This window comes from Rhodococcus sp. B10, from assembly GCF_011770055.1.
Lineage (GTDB): Bacteria > Actinomycetota > Actinomycetes > Mycobacteriales > Mycobacteriaceae > Rhodococcoides > Rhodococcoides kyotonensis_B.
Genome location: NZ_JAAFYV010000001.1, coordinates 199,066 through 223,964, shown reverse-complemented (window position 1 = coordinate 223,964; position 24,899 = coordinate 199,066). Strand labels below are relative to the sequence as shown.

24 protein-coding genes are annotated in these 24,899 nt (G+C 64.7%); 15 read left to right on the top strand and 9 right to left on the bottom strand.

The window, feature by feature from the left end; all coding sequences use genetic code 11:
• Window positions 1–146 precede the first annotated feature (146 nt).
• From RhoFasB10_RS00710 to RhoFasB10_RS00700, 3 genes are all read left to right on the top strand, one after another.
• A complete protein-coding gene (locus RhoFasB10_RS00710) occupies window positions 147–437 on the top strand; it encodes a hypothetical protein (protein WP_157105431.1) in 291 nt (96 codons plus the stop codon).
• Between the two features lie 188 nt (window positions 438–625).
• Window positions 626–967: a hypothetical protein gene (locus RhoFasB10_RS00705; protein WP_157105430.1), complete on the top strand. Its 342-nt coding sequence runs from the start codon at window positions 626–628 to the stop codon at window positions 965–967.
• Window positions 968–1,202: 235 nt separating this feature from the next.
• Complete coding sequence (locus tag RhoFasB10_RS00700) at window positions 1,203–3,686, top strand: ATP-binding protein (RefSeq protein WP_167674677.1); 2,484 nt, start codon at window positions 1,203–1,205, stop codon at window positions 3,684–3,686.
• A gap of 20 nt (window positions 3,687–3,706) precedes the next feature.
• Here RhoFasB10_RS00700 and hydA read toward each other — a convergent pair whose 3' ends face one another.
• From hydA to RhoFasB10_RS00680, 4 genes are read right to left on the bottom strand one after another with little or no spacing between them, the layout of a single operon-like run.
• A complete protein-coding gene (gene hydA / locus RhoFasB10_RS00695) occupies window positions 3,707–5,095 on the bottom strand; it encodes a dihydropyrimidinase (protein WP_068431604.1) in 1,389 nt (462 codons plus the stop codon).
• Complete coding sequence (locus tag RhoFasB10_RS00690; protein WP_068431601.1) at window positions 5,092–5,478, bottom strand: gamma-glutamylcyclotransferase; 387 nt, start codon at window positions 5,476–5,478, stop codon at window positions 5,092–5,094. Before RhoFasB10_RS00690 ends, hydA begins: the two co-directional genes overlap by 4 nt.
• A gap of 14 nt (window positions 5,479–5,492) precedes the next feature.
• Window positions 5,493–6,641, bottom strand: a complete 1,149-nt coding sequence (locus RhoFasB10_RS00685; protein ID WP_068431598.1) for an FAD-binding oxidoreductase — start codon at window positions 6,639–6,641, stop codon at window positions 5,493–5,495.
• The gene (locus RhoFasB10_RS00680; RefSeq protein ID WP_068431595.1) at window positions 6,631–7,596 is read right to left on the bottom strand and encodes a dihydrodipicolinate synthase family protein; all 966 of its coding nucleotides are present in this window, start codon (window positions 7,594–7,596) and stop codon (window positions 6,631–6,633) included. Before RhoFasB10_RS00680 ends, RhoFasB10_RS00685 begins: the two co-directional genes overlap by 11 nt.
• Window positions 7,597–7,784: 188 nt before the next feature.
• Between RhoFasB10_RS00680 and RhoFasB10_RS00675 the strand changes: the two genes are divergently transcribed.
• From RhoFasB10_RS00675 to RhoFasB10_RS00645, 7 genes are all read left to right on the top strand, one after another.
• Window positions 7,785–8,795 carry a LacI family DNA-binding transcriptional regulator gene (locus RhoFasB10_RS00675; protein WP_068431592.1) on the top strand — a complete coding sequence of 337 codons (1,011 nt, stop codon included), beginning with the start codon at window positions 7,785–7,787 and terminating at the stop codon, window positions 8,793–8,795.
• A 188-nt stretch (window positions 8,796–8,983) separates the two neighbouring features.
• A complete protein-coding gene (locus RhoFasB10_RS00670) occupies window positions 8,984–9,844 on the top strand; it encodes an ABC transporter substrate-binding protein (protein WP_068432031.1) in 861 nt (286 codons plus the stop codon).
• Between the two features lie 27 nt (window positions 9,845–9,871).
• Window positions 9,872–10,612, top strand: coding sequence for an amino acid ABC transporter permease (locus tag RhoFasB10_RS00665; protein ID WP_068431589.1), 741 nt, complete (start codon window positions 9,872–9,874; stop codon window positions 10,610–10,612).
• A gap of 23 nt (window positions 10,613–10,635) precedes the next feature.
• Window positions 10,636–11,385: an amino acid ABC transporter ATP-binding protein gene (locus RhoFasB10_RS00660; RefSeq protein ID WP_157105439.1), complete on the top strand. Its 750-nt coding sequence runs from the start codon at window positions 10,636–10,638 to the stop codon at window positions 11,383–11,385.
• 54 nt (window positions 11,386–11,439) lie between these two features.
• Window positions 11,440–12,048 carry an isopentenyl-diphosphate Delta-isomerase gene (idi, locus tag RhoFasB10_RS00655; RefSeq protein ID WP_084424057.1) on the top strand — a complete coding sequence of 203 codons (609 nt, stop codon included), beginning with the start codon at window positions 11,440–11,442 and terminating at the stop codon, window positions 12,046–12,048.
• Between the two features lie 127 nt (window positions 12,049–12,175).
• Window positions 12,176–12,817 carry a ScbR family autoregulator-binding transcription factor gene (locus tag RhoFasB10_RS00650; RefSeq protein ID WP_167674675.1) on the top strand — a complete coding sequence of 214 codons (642 nt, stop codon included), beginning with the start codon at window positions 12,176–12,178 and terminating at the stop codon, window positions 12,815–12,817.
• A gap of 49 nt (window positions 12,818–12,866) precedes the next feature.
• A complete protein-coding gene (locus RhoFasB10_RS00645; protein ID WP_167674673.1) occupies window positions 12,867–14,642 on the top strand; it encodes an acyl-CoA dehydrogenase in 1,776 nt (591 codons plus the stop codon).
• Between the two features lie 57 nt (window positions 14,643–14,699).
• Here the strand turns inward: RhoFasB10_RS00645 and glgX are convergent, their stop codons facing one another.
• The gene (gene glgX / locus RhoFasB10_RS00640) at window positions 14,700–16,739 is read right to left on the bottom strand and encodes a glycogen debranching protein GlgX (RefSeq protein WP_167674671.1); all 2,040 of its coding nucleotides are present in this window, start codon (window positions 16,737–16,739) and stop codon (window positions 14,700–14,702) included.
• A gap of 71 nt (window positions 16,740–16,810) precedes the next feature.
• On the opposite strand from glgX, the gene RhoFasB10_RS00635 reads away from it, so the two are divergent.
• Window positions 16,811–17,002: a hypothetical protein gene (locus RhoFasB10_RS00635; RefSeq protein WP_068431577.1), complete on the top strand. Its 192-nt coding sequence runs from the start codon at window positions 16,811–16,813 to the stop codon at window positions 17,000–17,002.
• A gap of 24 nt (window positions 17,003–17,026) precedes the next feature.
• Here the strand turns inward: RhoFasB10_RS00635 and RhoFasB10_RS00630 are convergent, their stop codons facing one another.
• From RhoFasB10_RS00630 to RhoFasB10_RS00615, 4 genes are all read right to left on the bottom strand, one after another.
• The gene (locus RhoFasB10_RS00630; RefSeq protein ID WP_068431573.1) at window positions 17,027–17,503 is read right to left on the bottom strand and encodes a GNAT family N-acetyltransferase; all 477 of its coding nucleotides are present in this window, start codon (window positions 17,501–17,503) and stop codon (window positions 17,027–17,029) included.
• A gap of 87 nt (window positions 17,504–17,590) precedes the next feature.
• Window positions 17,591–18,409 carry a galactosyltransferase-related protein gene (locus RhoFasB10_RS00625; protein WP_167674669.1) on the bottom strand — a complete coding sequence of 273 codons (819 nt, stop codon included), beginning with the start codon at window positions 18,407–18,409 and terminating at the stop codon, window positions 17,591–17,593.
• Window positions 18,406–19,389 carry a glycosyltransferase gene (locus tag RhoFasB10_RS00620; RefSeq protein WP_167674667.1) on the bottom strand — a complete coding sequence of 328 codons (984 nt, stop codon included), beginning with the start codon at window positions 19,387–19,389 and terminating at the stop codon, window positions 18,406–18,408. Before RhoFasB10_RS00620 ends, RhoFasB10_RS00625 begins: the two co-directional genes overlap by 4 nt.
• Complete coding sequence (locus RhoFasB10_RS00615; protein ID WP_167674665.1) at window positions 19,386–20,447, bottom strand: glycosyltransferase family 4 protein; 1,062 nt, start codon at window positions 20,445–20,447, stop codon at window positions 19,386–19,388. The genes RhoFasB10_RS00620 and RhoFasB10_RS00615 overlap by 4 nt, the downstream gene beginning before the upstream one ends.
• 147 nt (window positions 20,448–20,594) lie before the next feature.
• Here RhoFasB10_RS00615 and RhoFasB10_RS00610 point away from each other — a divergent pair, with 147 nt between their 5' ends.
• The 4 genes from RhoFasB10_RS00610 to RhoFasB10_RS00595 are packed head-to-tail and all read left to right on the top strand — an operon-like array spanning window position 20,595 to window position 24,872.
• On the top strand, window positions 20,595–21,545 hold the full coding sequence (locus RhoFasB10_RS00610) for a WcbI family polysaccharide biosynthesis putative acetyltransferase (protein WP_167674663.1): 951 nt from the start codon (window positions 20,595–20,597) through the stop codon (window positions 21,543–21,545).
• Window positions 21,542–22,555: a glycosyltransferase family 4 protein gene (locus RhoFasB10_RS00605; RefSeq protein WP_167674661.1), complete on the top strand. Its 1,014-nt coding sequence runs from the start codon at window positions 21,542–21,544 to the stop codon at window positions 22,553–22,555. The genes RhoFasB10_RS00610 and RhoFasB10_RS00605 overlap by 4 nt, the downstream gene beginning before the upstream one ends.
• Window positions 22,552–23,907: a glycosyltransferase gene (locus RhoFasB10_RS00600; RefSeq protein WP_167674659.1), complete on the top strand. Its 1,356-nt coding sequence runs from the start codon at window positions 22,552–22,554 to the stop codon at window positions 23,905–23,907. The genes RhoFasB10_RS00605 and RhoFasB10_RS00600 overlap by 4 nt, the downstream gene beginning before the upstream one ends.
• A 50-nt stretch (window positions 23,908–23,957) precedes the next feature.
• Window positions 23,958–24,872 carry a LysR family transcriptional regulator gene (locus tag RhoFasB10_RS00595; protein WP_068431564.1) on the top strand — a complete coding sequence of 305 codons (915 nt, stop codon included), beginning with the start codon at window positions 23,958–23,960 and terminating at the stop codon, window positions 24,870–24,872.
• Window positions 24,873–24,899: the final 27 nt, after the last annotated feature.

The following is a 24,899-nucleotide window of genomic DNA, read 5'->3' as shown; positions in this document are numbered from 1 at the left end:
CCTGTTCCCGTCGATCTCGGCTCTGTACTTGCTCTTTCGAACTTTTCGGTCCGTTTTCCCTCTCGCGCCCGAATTTTCGGGAAACATGGAAGTTATGCATCGGTCGATCGCGCTGGTTGCTTGTCGCCGGTTGCGCGGTGTCTGAGATGTATCTGCATCCGAAGGACGGCGTCGCGATCGTCGTCTGCGTCGAGAACACCCGATCGGAATGGGTCGCACGGTTGCGTGCATCGATCGACGGCATCGGGCCGTCGCACCGGCCACTGTCGTTGACGGTGTGGTCCGACGCGACGCACTTCGGACATGCTGTCGTCATCGGGCTCGACCCCGAATTGGGCTGTTCCAGGCTTGCCGTCGACCCCGACGCCGAGAATTCGGTGCGACGCATCGTTGCGTGGCTGTGTCACCCGATCGCCGGACTCTACGTCAGTACGTGATTGCCGGAACGGCAGACAGCGGGCATGGTGCGCCGTCATAACGTACCGACGGACGTGTACCATCGTCCGAAACAATCTTTTGGACGGTTTGTCCCCGAGGCAGACCGATGACCGAAGACCGTTGTTCGGCCTGGCCCGTAGCGGCGAGCATGGATGGTACGGACGAGACCGATGCGAGGGGGGTTCGCATGATCGCCGACGCAAGTGCGTTCGTCGTCGCAGGAGCTGTTCTTGTCGCGCTCACCGCAGGTATTGCGGGTATCGGTGTCCTCGGTCGAGGTGCAATCGCAGCCACCGACCGGCTTTTCGCCCCGGCAATTCCACTGCTGCTGCTCGGTTCGCTGCTCTTCGTGGCCGGTGTCTGGACGACGGGCGCTCACGACCCGCGGGCCATCGTGACGAAAACCGCGATCAGTTGGACGACGATCACTGCGGGAGTGGTCATCCTGCAATTCCTCCGGCACTCGACGTCGTTCCAGGGACTCGACCGATGGGTCCCCGGTTCGGACGGGTACGACGTCGTCGCATGACGATCGGGGCGCGGAGCGCCCTGTCGCGGAGGTCGATCGGGGCGGGTGCGCGCAGCCGGAGGTAACCGGCGATTCGAAAGTCGACGTCGGTGACGGATAGGGTGCAGAGCAGTAACGATCGGGACACGGGCTGTTGCAATCGGGGAGCGCATGGTTGACGCGTCCTCGATCCCAGGCAGGATGAATCCGACCTTCGGCCTAGAAGCAGACCGACCGACATAGCGAGACAAGAGCGATGACTGACTCACTACGCGACACCACGGCATCGGTGTGGACTGCGAACTCCCTGTTCGCGGGGGACGACATCACGGCAGGCGACCATCGGGCCACCGACTGGGCAAGTACGCCGCTCGGTCCCGTCGAATCCTGGTCGCCGGAGCTGACCGCTGCAGTCGCGACGGTGTTCGATTCGGACGTGGCGATGCTGCTGTGGTGGGGTTCCGACCTGGTTCAGATCTTCAATCACGCGTACACGCCGTTTCTCGGTACGAAATATCCGACAGCGATCGGTCAGCCCGCCGCCGAATGCTGGCCGGACGTATGGCCGGACATGGGTCCTCTTGCCGACGAAGCACTGAAGGGGCGAACCACGCACGGCACCGAGGTCCGGCTGTTCGTGGACCGGCGTGGCGGGGTGCCCGAAGAAACCTTCTGGACGTTCTCCTACAGTCCGATTCGCAGTGCCGATGGTGGCGTGCTCGGGGTGTTCGTCGCGACCAGTGACGTGACCGGACGGGTCCTCGCCGATCGCCGTATGACCGCGATGCAGCGACTCGGTGCCATATCGACGACACAGGGTCAGCATCCGGTGACGACCTGCCGCGCCGCGTTGACGATGCTGTCGGAGTACGAGTCCGACATGCCCGTGCTGATGCTCTATCTCGATCCGGTGGCCACGTTCGACGTCGACGGTGCGCATCGACTCGGGAGTGCAGACAACGTCGTGCCGCTCGACGACGGCCGAACGCTGGAATTGGTCGCTGTCGGTGAGGGCATCGAGCCCGACGACGCGCACCGATGGATCGCCACTGCCCATGGCACCGGCGGTATCGCCGAAGCCGTCGCCTCCGGGTCGGTCGACCTGGCTGGCGGGCTGCCCACTGTCGACGGCGGGCCCGCAGTCGAGTCAGTGCCCATCAGCGACATCGTTCTGCTTCCGTTGCGAATTTCGGGCAGGACGGAGCCGGTCGGTGTTCTGGTCGTCGGAACCAATCCGCTCCAGGTGGTCGGCGATCAGTACCGCTGGTTCCTGGATGTCGTCGCAAGTCGTCTGTCCACGACGCTCACCGATGTCCTGGCGTTCGAGTATCAACGTCACCGCAACGATGCATTGGCCGAACTGGACGAAGCGAAGACCCGGCTGCTGCAGAACGTCAGCCACGAGTTCCGTACCCCGCTGACGATGCTGTTGGCTCCACTTCGCGATTTGGTGCAGTCGACCGACGGGTCCGACCGTGCCGCAGCGGACCTCGCACTGCGCAATGCTCAGCGGCTGCAACGACTCGTCGATTCCCTTCTCGACGTCGCCCGAGCGGGGGCCGGGGCACTTGCACTCGATCGTGCGCCCACGGACATCGACGAACTCACCCGCGCCTGCGTCGACCGGTTCGACGGCGCGGTCGAGGCGGCAGGATTGACACTCGACGTGTCGATCGACGTGAGGCCCTCTGCGATGGTGTCGATGGACCGCGAGAAGTGGACACGTATCACGACCAATCTCGTCGCGAACGCGATCAACTACACGCGCGCCGGCAGAATCGGAGTGTCGCTCGGTCGTTCGGCGGGGAATCTCGTTCTGCAGGTATCGGACACGGGGATCGGTCTGAGCGACGAGGACCGTGCGCGCGTCTTCGACAGGTTCTATCGAGTCGCCGGCGCGGAAGGCCGAAGTGCGGAGGGCTCGGGAATCGGACTTGCACTGGTGGCGGAGCTGGTCGCCGCGCTCGACGGCACGGTGACGGTGGACAGCACACTCGGTGAGGGGAGCACCTTCACCGTCGTGGTGCCCGCAGGCGACGTGTCGGTACCTCCGCCGGCGTCCACGCCGGCAGTGATCGACTTGGACAGCGCTGTAATACAGCCGAGTTCGGGCGAGCTCGAAATTCACCGGGGTGTGCGCGGCGATGCGACGCGCTCGGTTCTGCTGGTCGAGGACAACGTCGACATGCGCGAGTACCTCGTAGGACTGTTGACGGCCGAGAACTGGAACGTGCACGCGGCAGGTGACGTCGAGACTGCTCTGGCTCACGCGCGTTCGACACCCCCGTCGCTGGTGCTCACCGACGTCATGTTGCCCGGGCGAAGCGGCCTCGACCTCGTTCGTGAGGTCCGCAGCGATCCAGCTCTCGTGCGTCTGCCTGTGGTCGTCCTCACCGCGCGGGCAGGTACCGAATCGTCCGTCGAGGGTCTCGAATCGGGCGCCGACGACTACGTGGTGAAACCGTTCGCGCCCCGCGAGCTGATCGCTCGTCTGCGGGTGCATCTCGAATTGGCTGCGTTCCGAGAAGAATTGCTCGAGGCGAGTCAGAACGAGGCGACGACGCTGAAGGAGGCCATGCGGACCCGCAGCACGATCGGCACCGCGATCGGTCTGCTGATGGCGGCGAACAACTGCGATGCCGACGAGGCCTTCACGAAGCTGACGACCTTCTCGCAACACAGCAACCGAAAGGCGAGGGATGTGGCGGCGGAGATAGTCGCGGACTTCACGCGTTCGTAGACGATCTCCACCGCAACGAGTCACATACTGAACGCCCCGCTGAAGTCGAGCGGGGCGGCTTCGATGTGGCGGCCCCGCGGGGTTGAATCCACCAGTTCGCCGTCGCGGACGACGACGCGGCCCCCGACGAGCACCGTCACCGGCTTACCGCGTAGCTGCATGCCTTGGTAGGGAGTGTAATCGGTGGCCATGTGAAGGTCCTCGACGTCGACGGTCCACTTCAGGTCGGCATCCCACAGGACGATGTCCGCGTCGGAGCCCGGCATCAGCGACCCCTTGCGTGGATAGAGTCCGTTCGTTCGTGCCGGGTTGGTCGACGTGAGTTCCACGAATCTGCTCGGCGTCAGCCCGCGTTCACCGACGTACTTCGAGAACACGACCGGTAGCCGCGTTTCCACACCGGGCAAACCGTTCGGCATGTGCCTGACGTCGTGACGGTGGCGTTGCTTCTGAGTCAGGTCGTAGCAGCAGTGATCGGAACCGATCGTCGTGATCTGACCGGTGAAAAGATGTTTTCCGAGGCCGTCGACCACGTCGGCGGAGCGCAACGGCGGGCAGCAGACGAACCGTTCCGGTTCGTCGCCGGAGTACTGGGAGTCATCGAGAACGAGGTGGTGCGCGACGGCCTCGGTGAACGCGACGAGCCCACGTTTGCGAGCGTCGGCGACGAGTTCCACTGCGGCGGAACTCGATTGGTGCACGAAGTAGACAGGTGCGCCCTGGGATTCCGCGATGGCGAGTACGGCTGCGACGGAGGCGGATTCGGCCAGCTCCGGACGAGTACGCGACATGTTCGACGCGTCGATCCCGTCGGTGTGTGCTGCGAGGTTCTGCGCATCCACGACGATCGCGTCGGATTCGCAATGGATGATCACCATGCCGCCCAGATCCCGCGTCGTCTGCATCGTGTTGAGAATCGTGTGCTCGTCGGCCATCGTCTCGCCGGCATATGTCGTGAACATCTTGACCGTGCGTATGCCTGCGTCGGCCATGGTCGCCAGCTGCTCGGCGGTGGTGTCGTCCCACTCGACGACGCACGCGTGCAGCGCCGAATCACACAGTCCCTCGGACGCTTTCGCGCGCTGACCCTCTGCCGCGTCGAGTGGACGCTGCCCGGGCCGCGGAATCGCGAAGTCGACGATGGTGGTCGTTCCCCCGAACACGGCGGCGGTGGTGCACTCGAGGTAGGAATCCAGTGAGGTGAACTCTCCGGATGTGAATCCGACGTGACAGTGCGGATCGACACCGCCCGGCAACACGAGCTTGCCGGTGGCGTCTACGACCTCGGCGGACTCGTCCACGGGCGCACCCGGTGTCAGCACAGCGAGGATCTTGCCGTCGTCGACGAGCAAATCCGCTGGTCCCATCCAGGTGGCTTCGACGACGGTCCCGCCGCGCACCACCTTCACGACCTGGCCCCGAGGTACGCGCGCCAGCCGCCTGCGTCGCTGATGTCGACGACGCCGTCGGCCGTCAGTGCGTTCTCGCGCATCCGCATCGACAACGAGCCGCTCCCGTCGGCGAGCTCGATGACGCCGAGTTCGAGTTCGACCGGCTCGCGCGGAAGCAATTCCTCGCGCAGCACGTCGTACTCCACCTCGTACAGCTCACCGGGCACCACGCGACCGTCGTCGGTGACGGGGTGCAGTCCGGGGAACTCGTCGCGGACGGAGTAGAAGCGGTACTTGGGTGCGGTGTCGACCTTGCCGACGAACTTCGCGTTCTGCAGGGCGTCGTTGAGGCTACCGCCGGACATCGCCTGTCCGTTGACGAACATCGTGACCAGTGCCATCGAAAGTATCTCCTCTAGAGAGTCGGGGTGGCGACGAGACGCGCAGGTGAGTACGCGTCGACGTCGACCGCTGGGTTCTTACCGAGTACGAGCGCCGTCAGAACGTCCGCCCACAGTGGCGCGAACGTGAACGAGTATGTGCCACCGGCGACGAAAAGACCGCGCGCGGAATCGAGTTCACCGATGACAGGCATCTCGTCGGGAGTGGTGACGACGGGACCCGTCCATGCGTCGAGCAGCGTTGCGTGGCCCAAGGATGGAAGTATCCGGGACACCTGCGCGCGACTGCCGGTGGTGCTGTCCGTGTTCAACGGAGCTTTCCCCGTCGGATGGAACGGTCCGGCCGGCCAACCGCCACCGAGGACGATTCGTCCGCGTCGATCCTGTTTGACGGACATTCCTTCGCCGACGTGCTGAACCAGGACGTCGAGCGTTCCGGGGGCCGCCTCCAGCGTGTGCATCTGCAACGACGTCGGCCTGAGATCGAGATGCACGCCCGCCAGCGCCGCGACGTCGGCCATCCACGGGCCTGCGGCGTCGATTACGGAGTGTGCGTTCCACGTTCGGTCGAACGAGGTCACGATCCAGCCGTCCGTTCGACGGTCGAGCGCGGTCACGGGGGTGTCGGGGTAGAAGATCGCGCCTTCGAGAATGGCCTGGCGCAGAAGTGCAGGCGTCGCGAGATCGGGCTCGGCGAAACCGTCCCAGGCGCACCAGGTCGCAGCCAGAACGTCCTGACCGAGGAGGGGCAACGCCTGTCGCGCCTCGGATCCGGTCGATATCTCGGTGGGAATGCCCGCGGCTGTCTCCCATTCGTGCTTTTCGTGCAGAGATGCCACCTGCGCTTCGGTTTCGGCGACCATGAAGCCGCCACACCGATTCAGCCCCAGCTGAGGAACGTTCTCGGCCAAACCGTCCCACAGAATGCTCGTCGCATTCTGCAGTGGCAGAAGCTTCTTCACATCCATCGGCGTTCCCTGCCCCGGGCGTCGGGTGTGGATGCTCTGGATATGCAGGTTGCCTGCGGTGGTTCCGGAACCCTGGGTATTGGCCTGGGACCGGTCCAAGACTGCGACCGTGGACCCGGCGCGGACCAGAGCGAGCGCCGTAGCCGCGCCGACGATTCCGGCTCCGATGACGACGACATCCACCTCAGGCTGCATGGCCTGCTCCGAGGACTCGTGCCGATGCCTCGGCGACGCCGGACTCGTCGACAATGGTCTGCAGCGCGGCGAGAGTGTCGGTGGCAGTGACCGGCAACAGCGGCGGGCGTACGTGTCCGCCGGGTTGGCCGAGAAGATTCATGACGGCTTTGAGCTGGGGGATCGGCGACGCGTACACACCGCTGTAATCGCCGCCGATGAGACGAGACGAGTACGCGCGGTACTTGTCCGCCCACATACGCGCGGTCTCGACGTCGCGGTCGGCCACCGCCCGATAGAACGGGACTGCGAACGGCGCACCGACGCCGCCACCGTCGATGTTGCCGTCGCCACCCAGGTCGAGCAGGGTGGCGAGACCGCGGCGGTGAAGAAAGCTGCCGAAAACGCGTACTCGATCGGACACCGCTTCGACGGTGTCGAGCATCTTCAGCCAGTCCCCGGTGCTGTCCTTGATGGCCGCCACGTTTCCGATGTCTGCCAGCCGAGAGAACAGGCCGGGCGTCGACCCCATGTCGACCGCAACGCCGCGCGGCCAGTTGTAGACCATGAAGGGGAGCTGTGTCGCGCCCGCGACGGCGTCGTAATACGAGACGATTTCGTCGGGACTCGGGTGGACGTACGGCGGTGGCGTCGCCAGAACTCCGTCGGCACCGGCGGATTCGGCGTGCTTGGCGAGGGCGGACGACTCGGTTTCGGTGTAGGCGCTGACGCCGATCACGACAGGGAAGCGTCCGGCGACTGCGTCGACCGCCACCTCTGTCACGGTACGGCGCTCGTCTTCGGTCTGGCTGTACCATTCACCGGTACTTCCGTTCACCAGAACCCCGTCGACGCGCATGTCCGCGTAGAGGTTCATCAGGGCACCGAGGCCGTCGGTGTCGAGGGCGCCGGTTGCAGTGAACGGGGTGGGAGCTGCGGGCCAGTAACCGGACCATGCGACGTCATCGCGATTCATGAGGAGCCTTTCGAGCGGAGTGCGCTGAGATTCGAATATCCGATCGCGCTGATTGTGCGCGGGTTATGGGATCGATTGCATAGACTGCCGTCGGAGGGGTCGAGCAGTCAAGCGGGAAACACAGATGTAACGCAGACGCGATCGAATACCCCTACGCGACAACCAGGTCCGAGAGCGAGCAGGAGCGAATGACAGTCACCTTGATCGATGTCGCACAGGCTGCGGGAGTGTCGCGGAGTACAGCGTCCCGCGCCCTCAGTGGATCATCGCTGATCTCTGCCGAGACCCGCGCAGCAGTGGAACACGCGGCACGGGCCCTGGGTTACCGGCCCAATCGTGCAGCGAGCGCGCTGCGCTCCAATCGGTCCCATCTCATCGGGCTCGTCATGAACAACCTGATCAACGCGACGTTTCACACCGTCGCCGAGGTCGTGCAGAAGCGGGCGTCGGCGAGCGGATTCCAGGTGTTGCTGTGCATCACCGACGCCGACCCCGGCAAGGAGAACGACGTTCTGTCGATGCTCGGCGAACACGGGGTCGACGGCACTATCGTCATCGGCAGCGGTCGCAGCGCCGACGCGTCGAACGCACTGTTGTCGGCCGGAAGGGGCGTCGTCAATCTCATCCGGTCCGTTCGGGGCAGTGGGGCGCCGACGGTTCTCGCCGACGACCTGGAGGGAGCGAAAGAGGCGACCGCGCACCTGCTCTCGCTCGGGCACACCCGCATCGGGTACATCGGGGGCCCGGCCGACGCGACGTCCGGCCGGGAGCGATTCGACGGCTACTGCCGCGCCTTGGCGGACGCGGGCGTAGACGTGGACGAGGGACTGATTCGCAAGGGGCCGTTCACCACCGAGTTCGGTGCCGAGGCCGTGAATCTCCTACTCGACGACGCGCGCCCGATGACGGCCCTCTACGCGGCGAACCACGAGGCGGTGTTCGGCATCCTGCCCACCTTGTCGGCGCGAGGCGTGTCCATCCCGGACTCGTTGTCGCTCGTCTGCCACGAGGACATGCCCTGGTTGAAGATGTGGCAACCGCCTGTCACCGTCGTGGACAACGGGGCCGCTCAGTTGGCCAATGTGGCCATGGATCTGCTGTTTCAGCAGATCAACGACGCGGCGGTCCCGGACGGACGTACCTATCGAATCGGCGCACGGCTCGTCGACCGCGATTCGTGCCGGCCCGAGCGCTCATGACGGACGCGGTGCGTAAACAGTTGGTGTCGTCGATTTCGAGCGTGTTAACCGCGTTGACGGCCACGAATCAGTCTGCGACGCTTTATGCAATCGATCCCATCGATGAAGACGACTCGATGCCGATTCCAACCAAGGCCCTCTGCTGCAATGCAATTCGAACATTGCGGCCCCCTCGAAAGGCTCACCACATGCGCAAGACCACGGTAATCGCGGCGACGTTGCTCGTCGCTGCTGCCGCCGCCGGATGTAGTTCGTCGTCCGACGAAAGCGCCGTACCCACCGACTGCACGCCCACCCTCGGAGCCGCGGATCTCGCAGAGGAGGGTGTGTTGACGATGGCCACCAACGCCACGCTGCCTCCGATGCAGTACGTCGACGCGAACGGCGACGTGATCGGAATGCGCGTCGATCTCGGCAAGGAGATCGCGAAGCGACTGTGCCTCACGCCCGAGTTCGTCAACATCGAGTTCGACGCTCAGATTCCGGGTGTGCAGAGCGGTCGTTGGGACATGATCGACACCGGCATGTTCTACACACCGGCGCGTGCCGAGACGATCGACCTCGTTCCGTACGAGGTACAGGCCGTGTCGATCTCGGTGCCGTCGGGCAATCCCGAATCCATCTCCACCGTCGACGATCTCGCGGGAAAGACCATCGGCGTCGAGGCCCCCGGGTACGAGTTCGACACGCTGACTGCGCTGTCCGAGCAATTTGTCGCGGAAGGCAAGCCCGCGTTGACCGTTCAAACGTTCAAGACCAACGCCGACGCCTACCAGGCGCTGTCGGCCGGGCAGCTGGACGGAACCTCGATCGTGGAGTCGGTCACGTCCTTCTACCAGTCCGACGGCCGATTCGAGACCGCGGTCGGCGGCATCAACGAGGCACCGCTCGCGATGGGATTCGCGAAGGACAGCAAGGCTGCACCCGAGGTAGCGCGTGTGCTCGACGAGATGCGCACGGACGGATACCTGCCGGACCTCTTCGACCGATACGACGTCACCGGCTACGACGGAGCCATCGAAGTCAGCACCGGCCCGCTGGACAGCTGAGTCACCGACAAAGGAAAGGCAATTTCGATGTGGTCGTGGGACGCATTTTTCTCCATCCTGACGAGTAGACAGCTGTTGGAAGGTGCATGGGTCACCATCTGGCTGACGGTCGTGAGCATGATCCTCGGCCTTGTTCTCGCCGTCGTCGTCGCGGCGGCACGGTCGTCGCGTCTCACACCGTTGCGTGCGGTGTCCGGATTCTATGTGTGGCTCATGCGCGGAACGCCGCTGCTCGTGCAGTTGGTCATCATCTATACGGGCCTTCCGCAGGTCGGTATCAAGCTGGGTGTGATCGAAGCTGCACTCCTCGGTCTGGTCCTGAACGAAGCGGCCTACTTGTCCGAGATCGTCAGGTCCGGCCTGATGTCCGTTCCCACCGGTCAGACCGAAGCGGCACGGGCCCTCGGCATGTCGCCGGCCAAAGTCTTCCGCGTCGTCGTGCTTCCGCAGGCGATGCGTGTGATGATCCCGCCCTTGGGAAACAGCTTCAACGGTCTGCTCAAGACCACGACGCTGGTGTCGGTCATTTCAGTGCAGGAGTTGCTGCGACGCACGCAATTCCTGGTGCAAGTCAACTTTCGTGTGCTCGAAGGCCTCATCGCCGCCGCGCTGTACTTCCTCGTCTTGACGACCCTGTGGGGCCTGATCCAGAAGATGATCGAAGTGCGAGTCGGTCGTGGCTACGACCGCAACTACAAGCGTAAGACTCGTGACGACCGAAAAGCGTTGGACGCCAGCGCGATGGAAGCGGAAGCGGTGAACCGATGACGATGCTGGACACTGGCGTGACGATGATCGACGTAAGCGGTATGACCAAGGCGTACAACGATCTGGTGGTGCTCGACGGCATCGACTTCTCGGTGCGCAGGGGCGAAGTGGTGCTGCTGCTCGGTCCGTCGGGAAGCGGAAAGAGTACGTTGCTGCGCACGTTGAACTGCTTGGAGACGATCGACTCGGGCACCGTCCGTGTATGCGGCGAGGTGATGGGATTTTCGGACGACGCGACGCGTCGACCGCTGTCGGAGTCGCGTCTGGCGAAACAGCGACACCACACCGGCATGGTGTTCCAGAGTTTCAATCTGTTTCCGATGATGACCGCCGTCGAGAACGTGGCGGCCGGACCGCGGCACGTACTCGGCATATCGAAGGATCAGGCGCGGTCCGAGGCCTTGTCCCTGCTCGACATGGTCGGCCTCGGTGACAAGGGCGACAACTACCCGTCACAACTGTCCGGTGGCCAGCAGCAGAGAGTGGCCATCGCACGAGCGCTCGCAATGAAGCCGAAGGTGATGCTGTTCGACGAACCCACGTCGGCCCTGGATCCCGAGATGGTGAACGAGGTGCTGGACGTCATGATCAGGCTGCGTGACGAAGGGATGACCATGGTGGTGGTCAGCCACGAGATGGGATTCGCACGCGCTGCCGCCGATCGCGTGGTGTTCATGAGTGACGGCAGAATCGTCGAGGACGCACCGCCGAACGAATTCTTCACGAACCCGAAGAACCCTCGGACTCGGCAGTTCTTGAGTCGCATTCTCTGAGGCGTCGGCTCTGCAAGGTTTCGGAGAACCCGATTTTCGGGGACACTCGGTAGCGTGACCACCATCGGAACCCGTGTGACAGAAGAAGTAGTCCTTGTCGATTCCGAGGGGAATGCTGTCGGAACGCATCCCAAGTCGTCGGTGCACACGACGAGCACGCCGCTCCATCTCGCGTTCTCGTGCTACGTGTTCGACGGGGACGGCCGAGTGCTCGTCACCGAGCGTGCGCGTCACAAGAACACGTGGCCAGGGGTGAGAACGAACAGTTGCTGCGGTCATCCTGCGCCCGGAGAAGACATGGGAGAGGCGGTGATTCGCCGTTTGAAGCAGGAACTCGGAATCACCGTCACCGCCCCGTTCCTGTTACTTCCGAAGTTCCGCTATCGCGCGGTCATGGAGAACGGCGTGGTCGAGAACGAGATCTGCCCGGTGTTCGGAGTGCGCTACGACGGGCCCGCCCCCGAGCCGAATCCGGACGAGGTGCATCGTGCGGACTGGATTCCGTGGTCGGAGTTCTCCCGGTTCGTTCTCGATGGGGGAGACGTGTCGCCGTGGTGCGAGGAACAAATGCCGCTGCTCGTGCAACTCGGCGACGATCCCGGATCCTGGCGGGCAGGCGAGGAGTCCGACCTCCCGGCGGCAGCGACGTACACGGCGCGCTGACCGACCACGGCGTTTCGTAGCCGGTGTCATTCGAACAACCGACACCCGACCCGATATGGTTGATCGGTGGATCACACACGGAGGTCGTCGGGCGTCATCGAAAGCACACGAGGAGCGGTCGGGGTACATGCAGGAGCGTGCTGAGAACACTCGCCAGGCCGTGCTGGTGGGCGCAGCCGTCAGCTTCGAGAAGTACGGGTACGGAACGGCGAGCCTGTCCACGATCCTCTCGCACGCCGGGGTGACCAAAGGCGCGATGTACTTCCACTTCTCGTCGAAGGAAGATCTCGCCAACGCGGTCATCGACGCTCAACATCAGCTCGCCATGGACGGTCTGCGGACGGTTCTCGATCATGTTCCCACCGCGCTGGACGCGATGATCCTCGCCAGCCAGGAGTTGGCGCGTCAGCTCGTCGTCGAGCCCGTCGCTCGTGGTGGAATGCGACTGACGCTCGAGATCGGCAGCATCCAGACGCCGGTGAAACGTCCTTACATCGACTGGATCGAATCGATCGGCAAACTTGCGGCCAGGGCTGCCGCCGAAGGCGACCTCGTCGACGGCGTCGACCCGGAGATGTTGGCCAAGTTCGTGGTCGGTGCCTTCACGGGCGTGCAGACGTTGTCGGAGGTTCTGCACGGTCGCTCCGATCTGTACCAGCGCCTGAGTGAGATGTGGCAAATCCTGCTGCCGGCCGTGGCAGCGGACTCGGCCCTCGATCGGGCTCTGGCGGTCGCGCGCAACGAGCCGCGGGACTGGGCGGCGTCCTAGCGTATATTTCGATTTCAGGACACGACCGTTGTCCGGAACGAGGCTTTTCATGACCGACGTGCTTTCTCGCCGCGACCTCGACTTTCTGCTCTACGAATGGCTCGACGTCGAATCATTGTTGTCGCGCAAGCGTTTCGCCGAACATTCGCGCGAGACGTTCGACGCCGTCATGGATCTGTGTGCGGATCTCGCGCACAAGCATTTCGAGCCGCACAACAAGAAGTCCGACGCGCAGGAACCCAGGATGCGCCCCGACGGTTCCGTCGAGATGATCGACGACGTGAAGACGGCTCTCGACGCGTACTCGGCGGCGGGGCTGATCGCGAGCCAGTTCGACGAGAGCGTCGGGGGAATGCAGTTGCCGACGACCGTCGCGCGAGCGGCGATGGCCTGGTTCCAGGCGGCCAATGCGTCGACGGCGTCCTATCCGTTCCTGACGGTGGCCAACGCGAATCTGATCGCGACGTACGGGACCGCGTCCCAGATCGACGACTACGTCCGGCCGATGCTCGAAGGCAGGTACTTCGGCACGATGTGTCTGTCGGAACCACAGGCAGGATCGTCGCTCGCCGACATCACCACGCGCGCCTTGCGGCAGGATGACGGCAGCTACCGGCTCACCGGCACCAAGATGTGGATCTCGGCAGGCGACCACGAGCTCACCGAGAACATCGTCCATCTCGTCCTGGCCAAGGCGGAGGGTGGTGGCCCCGGCGTCAAAGGTATCTCGCTGTTCATCGTTCCGAAGTTCCTCCCGGGCGGCGCGCGCAACGATGTGACTCTCGTCGGGCTGAATCACAAGATGGGCAATCGCGGTACCACCAACACGCTGTTGGCGTTCGGTGACGGAACCCATTCGTCGGACGGGCAGTCCGGGGCGATCGGCTTCCTCGTCGGCGAGGAGCATCGCGGGCTGTCGTACATGTTCCACATGATGAACGAGGCGCGCATCGGGGTGGGCTTCCTGGCGATCGCGCTCGGGTACGTCGGTTATCTGAAGTCGGTCGATTATGCGAAGGTGCGGACTCAGGGACGTGCTCTCGGCGCGAAAGACCCTCTCTCACCGCCTGTTCCGTTGATCGAACACGCTGACGTCAGGCGGATGCTGCTGGCGCAGAAGTCGTACGTCGAGGGCGCGCTTGCACTGGGTCTGTATTGCTCACGCCTCGTCGACGAGCAGGACACGGCGGACGACGACGGGGTGAAGGCCGAGTCGACTCTGCTGCTGGACGTCCTGACGCCGATCGCGAAGAGTTGGCCGTCGCAGTGGTGCCTCGAGGCGAACAGCCTCGCCATCCAGGTACACGGCGGGTACGGATACACCCGGGATTACGACGTCGAACAGTACTACCGCGACAATCGCCTCAATCCCATCCACGAAGGCACGCACGGCATTCAAGGGCTCGACCTGCTCGGCCGGAAGGTCACGATGCAGGGTGGTGCAGGACTGATGCTGCTCGTCGGCCGCATCGCGGCCACCGTCGAGGCTGCACGGACGGTCGGCCTGTCGGACTACGCGGACCCGCTGAACGCAGCGACTCAGCGAATCGCCGAAGTCACCGCCGGACTCTGGGCGACGGGTGATCCCGCTGTCGCGCTGGCCAACTCGACGATCTACCTGGAAGCGATGGGGCACATCGTCATTGCATGGATGTGGCTCGAACAGCTCCTCGCCGTCGCCGACAAGTCCGGCGATTTCTACGACGGCAAGCGGCACGCTGCTCGCTACTTCTTCCGCTACGAGTTGCCCAAGGTCGGGCCCCAGCTCGATGTGCTTGCCTCGCATGATCGTACGACGCTGGACGCGAATCCCGCCTGGTTCTGACCGCAGACCCGTGCGCGGCAATGTACAGCCCGCTGTACATTGCCGCGCACGGGGGCGTCAGCTGCCCAACAAGGTGAACGAATGTTCGCGGATCAGGATCGTCGGACCACCCGTCTCGTAGGCCTGATCCGGGTCGCTCGACAGCACCTGTCGCCAATTGCCCTCGGGCAGAACGAAATCGACGGTCGCGGGGGACGAATTCACCATCCACGCGAAGACGGTGTCGTCGTCCCCGGAGGCCAAACGGACGAGCATCGACAGCGCCGACGCGTCGTCCCAGTCGTCGTCGCCGAAGATCTCACCGTCGGCGCGATAGAAGTCGACGGTGTTCTCGCTGCCGCTGTCACTCCCGTGTCGGAACCATGTGGGGCGCAGCGCGGAATGGGCGGCACGCAACCGGATAAGGTCAGTGGTGAAGTGCTTCAGTTCTTCGTCCGCCGATGACCAGTCGAACCACGACAACTCGTTGTCCTGGCAGTAGGCGTTGTTGTTGCCCTGCTGAGTCCGACCGATCTCGTCGCCGCCGAGGATCATCGGCACTCCGGCGGACAACAGCAGTGTCGCCAGATGATTGCGCTGCTGGCGGGCGCGCAACGCGTTGACGCCCTCGTCGTCGGTCGGACCCTCGGCGCCGCAGCCCCACGAGCGGTTGTCGGACTCGCCGTCGGCGTTGTCCTCGCCGTTCGCGTCGTTGTGCTTCTCGTCGTAACTGTTCAAGTCCGCGAGCGTGAAGCCATCGTGCGCGGTCACGAAGTTCACCGACGCCAGCGTCGGTCGTCGCGTGCTCTCGTACACATCGGGACTGCCGGTGATGCGCGTTGCGAAGGCGCCGAGCGAGCCCGGTTCACCGCGCCAGAAGTCACGCACGTCGTCGCGGAACTTGCCGTTCCATTCCGACCATCGAGCCGGGAATCCGCCGACCTGGTATCCCTGCGTGTCCCACGGCTCGGCGATGAGCTTGACCGAGGCGAGCGTCGGATCCTGGTGCACCAGATCGAGAAACGCGCTGTGCTTGTCCAGATCCGCGTCCTGACGGGTCAGTGTGCTGGCGAGGTCGAAGCGGAATCCGTCGACGTGCATCTCGGTGACCCAGTAGCGAAGCGAGTCCATGATCAGAGCAAGCGCCGCGGGATGCCCGACGTTCAGGCTGTTTCCGGTGCCGGTGGTGTCGAAGTACGAGCTGCGGTCGTCGTCGACCAGTCGGTAGTACGACGCGTTGTCGATCCCCTTGAGCGACAGGGTCGGTCCGAGGTGATTGCCCTCGGCCGTGTGGTTGTAGACGACGTCGAGAATCACTTCGATGCCTGCGGCGTGCAATGCCTTGACCATCGCCTTGAACTCGTCGACCTGGCCGCCGGTGTCGCCGGCGCTGCTGTACTCGTTGTGCGGTGCGAAGAATCCGATCGAGTTGTATCCCCAGTAGTTCCGACGGCCCTCTTCGAGCAGATGAGAATCCTGTACGAACTGGTGGATCGGCAGAAGTTCGACGGATGTGACGCCGAGATCGACCAATGACTGAACAGCTGCGGGGTGAGCGAAGCCCGCGTAGGTGCCACGAAGATGTTCGTCGACTTCCGGATGGGTTTCGGTGAAGCCCTTGACGTGGACCTCGTAGACGACGGTGCGGTCCAACGGGATTCGCGGCGGAGTGTCCGAACCCCAGTCGAAATCGGACGCGACGGCCACGGACACGGGCATGGATCCGGCCGAGTCGGCGTCGTTCCGTGTCTCCGGCTCGTCGTGATGATGAGAGAAGACCGATTCGTTCCAGTCGACGCCACCTGCGACGGCACGGGCGTACGGGTCGAGAAGAAGCTTGTTCTTATTGTGGCGTAACCCTTCCGCGGGGTTCCACGGACCGTCGACGCGCAGTCCGTACCGCGATCCGGCCACCAGGCCGTCGACGATGCCGTGAAAGACGTGCCCGGTGCGTTCGGACAGCACCGTCGACGACAACTCGTTTCCGTCCTCGTCGACGAGGACGACGGTCACCGAATCTGCTGTTTCGGAGTACACGGCGACGTCGGCCGCACCGGTGTCCAGCAGGGACACTCCAAGGGGGTACGGCTTGCTGATGGGGGACGAGGCGTCGGTCATTGCAGCCCTGTACCCCGCGCAGGGTGGGGTAAACACGTTTGAGATCGACGCGGCGCCGGGTACGGACAGGCATGGCTGATTACAGAGTTCTGAACCCCAAGGGCGACGTCGTGGCAACCAAGACCATCGAGAGCGCCGACGACGCGCACGCATGGTTCATCGACCAGAAGGCAGACGATACCGAGCTGGGCTGGCGCATCGAGGTAGACCACGACGGCGAGTGGTCCTTCTTCGACGACACCGACGGCAACCGACCCCACTGAGTCGCTCGCACGCTGGTTCCGTCGTTACGGGCGGGTGTCCCGTAGCAACGGAACCAGCGGCACGCCGTTGTCGATGATCTCGTCACCGACCTGAACGAATCCGTGACGCGTGTACATCTCGACGAGGTAGCTCGGTGAATCGATACGGCAGGGCGCTGACCCGACGTCGGCCAGGGCTGCCTGCAGCAACCGCGTCGTATGGCCGTGGCCGCGATCGGCGCGCCGGGTGCACAGGTGCCCGAGGCTGTAGGACTTCTCGTTGCCCGAATTCTCTTCCAACAGGCGCACGGTTCCGATGACGTCCCCGTCCCGCTCGAGCCAGAAGTGCCGAGTGCGCGGAAGCAGATCGTATCCGTCGAGCTCCGGGTAGAAGTAGGCCTGCTCGACGACGAACACCTCGACGCGCAACTTCAGCAGGGCGTAGAGCCGATCCGTTTCGAGGTCGCCCGCCCAGGCTCTCACCAGAGTCGGTGGACGGTCGGTTGTGGGCGATGTACTCATGAGCAGTCAGTCCTCGGTCTGGTCGCGTGGGTCCGGAGGTGGTGGGCCCGACGATGTTTACCCGTTGGTCCGTTGTTCACTCCACGTTCAGTGGATGCGAGAAATAGTACCTGCCTGTGTCCGAGTGATCAGACCTCGGCGCTCGAATTCGGTCAACCAACCCTCCATCGGCCAACGACTCCAGCGTTTGTGGAAGACAGCGGAATTGCGCACGATGTCGTCGAGATGCTCGACGGGTGGCGACGACACCGGGTGGTGTTGGTGATAGGCGTGCGCCCCGCCCACCCAGCCGAGTCCGACGCCCGCCGCTCGTGCCGTTGCAGCGAAATCGGTGTCCTCGCCGCCGTAACCCGAATAGCCCTCGAAGAATCCGCCGATCGACGCCCACGTCGTCGGCGTGACACCGAACGACAGCGACCAGAACAGATCGTAGTTGTCACCTTCCTCGACGATTCCGGGAAGTGGGTCGGGTCGGGCAGTGTGCGGGCGCGTGTTGGCGACGAGTTCGTCGGTGGCCCAGGGCCCGTCCTTGGGAGGGAGGTACGTGACCGGGCCGCACAGCAGGTAGTGCCCGTGGCTGCGAGCAGCATCCGCGTACCGCCTCAGCATATCCGTGCCGGGGATGCAGTCGACGTCCAGGAACACCAACACGTCGGCTCCCGCTTCGATCGCCGTCGTCGCACCGGTGTTGCGCGCGTGGGCAATCGGCAGTTGCGGCCTCGGCGCATCCACCGAGACGACAGTCGCGTCGCTACCGCTTTCGGCAACCACGTCGGCGATCGCGTCGTCACCCATCGCGACGACGACGTGCAGCCAGGGGGCCGGCGACGACTCTGCGAGGCCACGCAGTTGGCCTGCCAGGTGCTCGTGCCGTCCCGACACGACGGTGACGACGGCGATGTTCACGACGGCACCGCCCGAGAGATCGCGGAGGCCGCACGTTCGGCGGCGCCGTCCTGCCGAACCTGTTTCCACGCAGCGGGATTCAAGGCCAATGCGTCGTCGAGCAGTCGTGGCCAATTCTCCGCCGACGGCCACTGCGCCGCAGTGACGGCCACCGACGAGCCCGCCAACGCGGCTGCGGTCGCGACCTGTTCGTCGTACGGACGATGTTGCGGGATGACGACGGCGCGCGTTCCTGCGCACGCGACATCCGCGATCGCATTCTGACCCGCGTGCGTGACGACGACGGATGCGGAACACAGCAGGGGCCATACGTCGTCGACCCAGGTCGACGCGTCGAGACCCACGGCCGCCCAATCGAATCGAGTGTCGGATGCAGCTGCGTCGTCGATATCGCATGCGGTGAGCGCGGTTCCGCCCGCGCCGCCCAACACGAGCACGCCTGGGGCGTCGTCGACGGTCTCGTGTGCGCGGCCGGCGAATCTGCTGACGACGCCGACGTAATCGGTTTTGTCGGCGTGCACGCTCAACCAGGTCGGATCGTAGACAGACTGCGACCACGGCGCGACGATGCGGGTCGCGGCCTGGTAGGCGAGTCGGTGTGGAGCGTCGTCTCGCTCGCCGGGCATCGCCATGACGACGACCGGAACGCCGAGCAGCCGGACGAACACCGCCACTTCCACCGACACGTCGACGACGAACACCCGCGGACGCATGCGTGCGATCCAGTCGGCGATGGCAACCATCCGGTCCGTCAGACCGCGGACACCCAGCGGAGCCCAGTGCAGTGTTCCGCCCACGGTCGGGTCGATCGGGGAGACGTCCTCGTCGACGTCGAGAGGAAGCGTGACCCATTCGATGTTGCTGTGAGACGGTCGCTTTCGCGACGACAGAACGACGAACTGTTCGTCACTGGCTGCCGCGATCGACGTGGCGCGGGTGACGTGACCGGACCCGTGGTGATGCGCGTAGTAACCGATCATCGCGGTACCGCCACGGACGAGCCGGCGCGGAAGAGTGCGCGACGGTAGATCGATTCGTGCATCTCGGCGATTCGAGCTCGTTCCTGCTCGCGTGCCTGCCGTGACGCGGAGGCGACGCGGTCACGCGCGTCGGACGCGTCGTGTACGGCCGTCGTCAGCGATTCGGGGTCGAACCTGTCCAGGCCGAATCGATACGTGTGACAGGGTTTCTGCTCGGCGTAGTAACCGCAGTCGGGTGCGATCGCCGCCGTGCCGACGTCGTAGCACGCCTCGAGCCACCCCGAGTGCGTTCCGAACCTGTACGGCAGCACCGACACATCGATCTCGGTCAGGTAGCGCCATAGTTCGTCGTCGTCGAAGCGCCGGTGGATTCGTACGTCGACACCGCGGTTCTCGTACTGTCGCAGCGCGTCACCGACCGGCCTGACGCCGCGTTCGTCGTCGGACGCGAAGACTTGTTCGTCGATGTCGAGCCGGACGACCGCGTCGGGGATCTCGTCGGCCGCTCTCACGACGGCATCCATGACGGCCAGCGGATCGAGGTTGGCGCGCAGGTTCTTGGCATGGACCCCGATGACGAAACGGTCGGAACTCGGGCGCGGGCCACCGATCAGATCGAGCGGAGCAACATGCGGATGAGGCACGACGGTGGCGTCGACGCCCCAGCGCGACACGATCTCGGCGGCAGCGCCGTCGGTCAACGTGACGACCTCGGCCGCGGCGGGCACCAACACATCGAGATGTTCGAGATGCAGCGTGTTGTCCGCGAAGTGCGGGTTGTGCAGGTCGTGCACGGTCAGGACGAGGGGCTTGCCGTGGTCACGCAACACGGTGGCGACGTCGACGAGTTGTTCGGGCGGAAGTGCGTCGAAACCGAAGTGCAGGTGAAGTACGTCGAACGTGTGGACGTTCTCCGCCAGCCAATCCGCTTCCAGCCACCGAGGCGGCCACCACGGATCGTTGGTCGTGGCGCCGGACGGAATGGGATCCGGCAGCCGGACGACGGTCGTACCGGTGACGGGTTCGAGATGGGCCACGTACTGGTGTGCGGTGGGCACCGAAGCGACGGTGATCAAATCGGAGGGTTCCTCTGTCTGCAGACGGGATATAGGAGGTAGTGGCGTACCCTGCCCGGCTGCTCGAGAAGGAGTGTTCTTGGTGACGTTGGAGATACTACCGCGACGTACGGCGACGGCGGCGGCGCTGTGAGACCGCCCCGCGGACGGACCCCGAGTGCCCGAACAGTGCATTACGGGGAGTTCTACGGCGTCAGCGAAGCGGTAGGACGAGACGATCGGCCGGTCTTGGTCGTCTGGGGAAACTGCCAGGCAGAGGCCCTTCGTATCGTGTTGTCGAGCTCTCCGGATCTGCCGTACCGGACGGTTCGCATCCCGCCGGTGCACGAGCTGCTTTCCGACGATCTGCCTCACGTCGAACGGCTTCTCGACGGGGCCGCGGTCATCGTGTCCCAGCCCGTGCGCGCCGGGTATCGCGACCTGCCGATCGGGACAGCCGACATCGCGGACGCCGCGGGAGCCGACACGAAGACCATCGTCTGGCCGGTCGTTCGATACGGCGGGCTGTTTCCGTTCCAGGCAATCGTCCGTTCGCCCGACCGACCGTCGGCGGTGCCAGCGGCCGTTCCGTATCACGACCTGCGCACGATTCTCGCCGTGCGTGACGGTAGATTCGCCCGCGAGGAGTGGGACGTCGACGTTACCCCCGATCGTATTCGCGCCGCCGCAGCGTGGAGTGTCGAACAACTGTCACGTCGCGAGAAGAAGCACTGCGACGTAGGGGTTTCCGACGTCCTGCTCGGTCTGGGCGACCGTGCGGCTCACACGATCAATCACCCCGGCAACCCGGTGCTGATGACGCTCGGAACTCGGCTGCTCGACATGCTGGACGCATCGGGCCCCAGTGCGCCGGATCGCGAGCTCCTCGGAAACGTCCGCGCACCGTTGGAAAGTCGTGTCGTCGAGGCGTTGAGTCTGGCCGCGTCACCACGTGACCGGTGGCTGGTCGACGGTACATCGCTGACCGACGACGAGGTTCGCATCGCCCAGATCGCCTGGTATGCACACCATCCCGAGTTCATCGAGGCGGCGCTGACGCGTTACGCCGAGTTGCTAGACATCCTCGGGCTCGCGTCATGAGCACCGACGTGTGTCACCTCGTCATCGGCCCGCGCAAGCACGGTGTCGTCGAGTACGCGGTGTCGGTTCACGAGGCGCTGGCCGCGGAAGGCGTCGGGCACCGGAGGGTGTTGCTCGACACCCCGTGGTCGCCGTTGCCGTCGGACCTTTCCGCCTGCGGCCTGGTCCACCTGCACGTCACGGACAGGTTGTTCGGTACGTCGCCTGCGCAAGCGTCGAAGCACCTGCTGTCCGTGGTCGAAGCCGTCGGCCGTCCTGTGTCGGTCACGCTGCACGACCTGCCGCAGCCGTCGGACGGTTCGTCGATGAACGCTCGGGTCGATTTCTACCGGACCGCGGTCGATGCAGCGGCAGGGGTGGTGGTGTCGAGCGAGCACGAAGCCGGGCTCCTGAAACGGCACGTGGCCCCCGAGGCGGTACCCGAGGTGGTTCCGCTCATGATCGGATCCCGTGTGCAGCATCCGATGTCGCCGATGCCCGCGGTGCCGACCGTCGGCGTTCTCGGATTTCTGTACCCGGGTAAGGGACACATCGAGACGCTGCGCGCCATGGCAGGCCTGCCGCCGACCGTGGGATTCCTGGCGCTCGGTGCGCCGTCGCCGGGCCACGACGATCTCGTCGACGAATTGCGTTCCGTTGCAGCCGAATCTGGGCGCTCGTGCGAGGTCACCGGCTACCTCGACGACGACGAGATGCGCGAAAGAATGCGCGGTGTCACCGTCCCGGTCGCGTACCACCGGCACATGTCCGCATCCGGTTCGATCAACACGTGGATCGCCCAGGGACGCAGGCCGTTGGTTCCGCAGAGCGACTACATCGACGAACTCGACCGACGGTCGCCGGGCGTGGTGACGATCCACGGCAACGACGACGAGTCCCTGCAGTCCGCGATCTACGCTGCGGTGGAGGACTCGAGCACGACCTGGCTCGATCCGTCCGTCGAGCCGGTACCGTCGCCGTCCGATGTCGCGAACGCCTACGCCGAGGTGCTGGCGAGGTGGCGTCGGTGACCGACGTGTTCCGCGTCGACGACACACACGTTGCCGTACCGGACAACCGGTGGGATCTCGCCGACGGAACAGGTTCCTGCCCGACGGTCAGCGTGATCGTTCCGTATTACGACCAGCCCGCCCAATTGTCGCTCGTGCTGACGGCATTGGCGGCGCAGCACTATCCCCTGGAACGGGTCGACGTCGTCGTCGCCGACGACGGGTCGGCCGTCGCACCCGACGTCGAGCGGTGGCGAACCGACCTGTCGATTTCGGTGGTGACGCAGGAGGACAAAGGGTTTCGGGCCGCCGCCGCCAGGAATCTCGGTGCTCATGCGTCGACGGGGCAGGTTCTGTGTTTCCTCGACGCGGACACCGTGCCGACACCCGACTACATCCGTCACGCGGTTCGTTTGCCGTCGCTCGTACCCGACGCGCTCGTCGTCGGCAGGCGCAAGCATGCGGATCTGTCCGACATCACCGAGTCTGCCGTGCTGCAGTGGATCACCGCACAGGACGAGTCCGGACACGATCGTGAACCGGTTTGGCTCGTCGACGGGTACGTGCGTACGTCGAACCTGTTGGAGCCCGGTTGGGACGGCTACATGTACGTTCTCAGTGCCGTGATGACGTGCAGTCGTGCACTGTTCGATGCCGTCGGTGGGTTCGACGAGTCGTTCGTACAGTACGGGGGCGAGGACTGGGAATTCGCGAACCGTGCGTTCATGATGGGCGCGGTCCTCGCGTACGAGCCGGCGGCCCTGGCCTGGCACGACGGACCGGATTGGGGTGAGCGGGAAGTGTCGGACCGCGTGAGTAGGAAGAATCACGAGGCATTGGCGCTGTCTCGGCTCGTCACGGATCCGGCGGCGAGGACTTCGGGTCTGCGCTATCGCATTCCGGACATCGTCGCGCTGGTCGACACCGACGGACATTCGGCCGCGTCCCTTGCAGTGACGATCGCATCGATAGTCGACGGATACGATTGCGCGGTCTGGCTGAGCGGAGCGTCGGCGAGTGAACTCTTCGACGCTCTGGGACTGGAGGATTCGCGTATTCGCCTCGGGGAACCCGAATTCGATACAATGGCGCGATGCCGATTCGTTCTCGACGTCAGGGGACGTATCGAGTTCTCGTCGTCGACCTTGGCCACGCTCACGACCGACGTCCGCCCCGGAGGGTATGGACGGGTGGAGGTCGAATGTGGTTCGGCGTCGGTCACTCTGACGGCGTCCCGTGCGGTGCATCGCGCCCGCCGGTGGGCCGACGGTTCCGAGATCGACCTGCTGGAGCAACTCTTCGGTGTAGCCCGTCTCGACGCGAGCGAGGTGGGCATCACCGTACGTACCGAGGAGCCCTGGCTGGCGTGGTAGCACTCGGGCCTCGGCTGGTCTCGCGCGGAGCGACAGGCCGGGTGTAGAGGATGCTGTTTCGTCAACTGGAGTACCTCGTCGCGCTGTCACGCGAACGGCATTTCACGCGGGCAGCCGAGGCGTGTCACGTGTCGCAGCCCGCGCTGTCCGAGGCGATCCGAAAGCTGGAGATCGAACTCGACCTGCCGTTGATCGTGCGCGGGCGCAGGTTCGAAGGCCTCACGCCGGAGGGCGAGCAGATCGTTCGGTGGGCCAGGCGCATCGTCTCCGACCAGCAATCGTTGAAACACGAAGCCGCCGCCTTGCGGACGGGTGTCACCGGCACGGTTCGGCTCGGAGTCGTTCCGACGGCATCGGCCACCGTCGCCGATCTGACCGGTCCGCTGTGCGGCAGGCATCCACTCGTCACGGTGAATCTGGCCGAAGATCTGCCGTCTGCCGACATCACCGCACGGATCGACAGATTCGAACTCGACGGTGGCATCACGTATCTCGACGACGACATCACGACGCGCTATCGAACGTTCCCGCTCTACCGCGAGTTCTACGACCTGCTCGTGTCCGCCGACTCGACGACAGCAGGCGGTGACAGCATCACGTGGCGGGAAGCGTCGAGCCTGCCGCTGTGTGCTCTCCCGTCGATGATGCGGGGACGTCGGATTCTGGACGAATTCTTCGCGTCCGACGGCGTGACGCATGCCCCGCAGGTCGAGACCGACTCGATCGCGTCGCTCTATGCCCATGTCAAGACCGGTCAGTGGGCGGCGGTCGTGCCGCGCGTCTGGCGACGGGTGTTCGGGGAACCGCCAGGGCTGCGCTGCATTCCGCTCGCGGGTGGTTTCGACGCTCCCGTGGTCGGACTGATCACCGGTAGAGGCGCCCAGGGGTCGGCACTCGTCCGCGCATTGGAGGACACGGCCCGAGGCCTCGACCAGTCGTCATCGGTGCCACCTATCGACCAGTAGGCGCTGCGTCTTGGACTCGCGTGGGTG

What these genes read in the sequence shown, in the direction of transcription:
- RhoFasB10_RS00635 (WP_068431577.1), top strand. Translation starts at nt 16,811, where the DNA reads ATGGCTGATTACAGAGTTCTGAACCCCAAGGGCGACGTCGTGGCAACC.
- RhoFasB10_RS00645 (WP_167674673.1), top strand. Translation starts at nt 12,867, where the DNA reads ATGACCGACGTGCTTTCTCGCCGCGACCTCGACTTTCTGCTCTACGAA.
- RhoFasB10_RS00690 (WP_068431601.1), bottom strand. Translation starts at nt 5,478, where the DNA reads ATGGCACTGGTCACGATGTTCGTCAACGGACAGGCGATGTCCGGCGGT.
- RhoFasB10_RS00595 (WP_068431564.1), top strand. Translation starts at nt 23,958, where the DNA reads ATGCTGTTTCGTCAACTGGAGTACCTCGTCGCGCTGTCACGCGAACGG.
- RhoFasB10_RS00680 (WP_068431595.1), bottom strand. Translation starts at nt 7,596, where the DNA reads ATGAATCGCGATGACGTCGCATGGTCCGGTTACTGGCCCGCAGCTCCC.
- RhoFasB10_RS00630 (WP_068431573.1), bottom strand. Translation starts at nt 17,503, where the DNA reads ATGAGTACATCGCCCACAACCGACCGTCCACCGACTCTGGTGAGAGCC.
- RhoFasB10_RS00705 (WP_157105430.1), top strand. Translation starts at nt 626, where the DNA reads ATGATCGCCGACGCAAGTGCGTTCGTCGTCGCAGGAGCTGTTCTTGTC.
- RhoFasB10_RS00710 (WP_157105431.1), top strand. Translation starts at nt 147, where the DNA reads ATGTATCTGCATCCGAAGGACGGCGTCGCGATCGTCGTCTGCGTCGAG.
- RhoFasB10_RS00665 (WP_068431589.1), top strand. Translation starts at nt 9,872, where the DNA reads ATGTGGTCGTGGGACGCATTTTTCTCCATCCTGACGAGTAGACAGCTG.
- RhoFasB10_RS00670 (WP_068432031.1), top strand. Translation starts at nt 8,984, where the DNA reads ATGCGCAAGACCACGGTAATCGCGGCGACGTTGCTCGTCGCTGCTGCC.
- RhoFasB10_RS00620 (WP_167674667.1), bottom strand. Translation starts at nt 19,389, where the DNA reads ATGATCGGTTACTACGCGCATCACCACGGGTCCGGTCACGTCACCCGC.
- RhoFasB10_RS00700 (WP_167674677.1), top strand. Translation starts at nt 1,203, where the DNA reads ATGACTGACTCACTACGCGACACCACGGCATCGGTGTGGACTGCGAAC.
- RhoFasB10_RS00605 (WP_167674661.1), top strand. Translation starts at nt 21,542, where the DNA reads ATGAGCACCGACGTGTGTCACCTCGTCATCGGCCCGCGCAAGCACGGT.
- RhoFasB10_RS00675 (WP_068431592.1), top strand. Translation starts at nt 7,785, where the DNA reads ATGACAGTCACCTTGATCGATGTCGCACAGGCTGCGGGAGTGTCGCGG.
- RhoFasB10_RS00685 (WP_068431598.1), bottom strand. Translation starts at nt 6,641, where the DNA reads ATGCAGCCTGAGGTGGATGTCGTCGTCATCGGAGCCGGAATCGTCGGC.
- glgX (WP_167674671.1), bottom strand. Translation starts at nt 16,739, where the DNA reads ATGACCGACGCCTCGTCCCCCATCAGCAAGCCGTACCCCCTTGGAGTG.
- RhoFasB10_RS00660 (WP_157105439.1), top strand. Translation starts at nt 10,636, where the DNA reads ATGATCGACGTAAGCGGTATGACCAAGGCGTACAACGATCTGGTGGTG.
- RhoFasB10_RS00650 (WP_167674675.1), top strand. Translation starts at nt 12,176, where the DNA reads ATGCAGGAGCGTGCTGAGAACACTCGCCAGGCCGTGCTGGTGGGCGCA.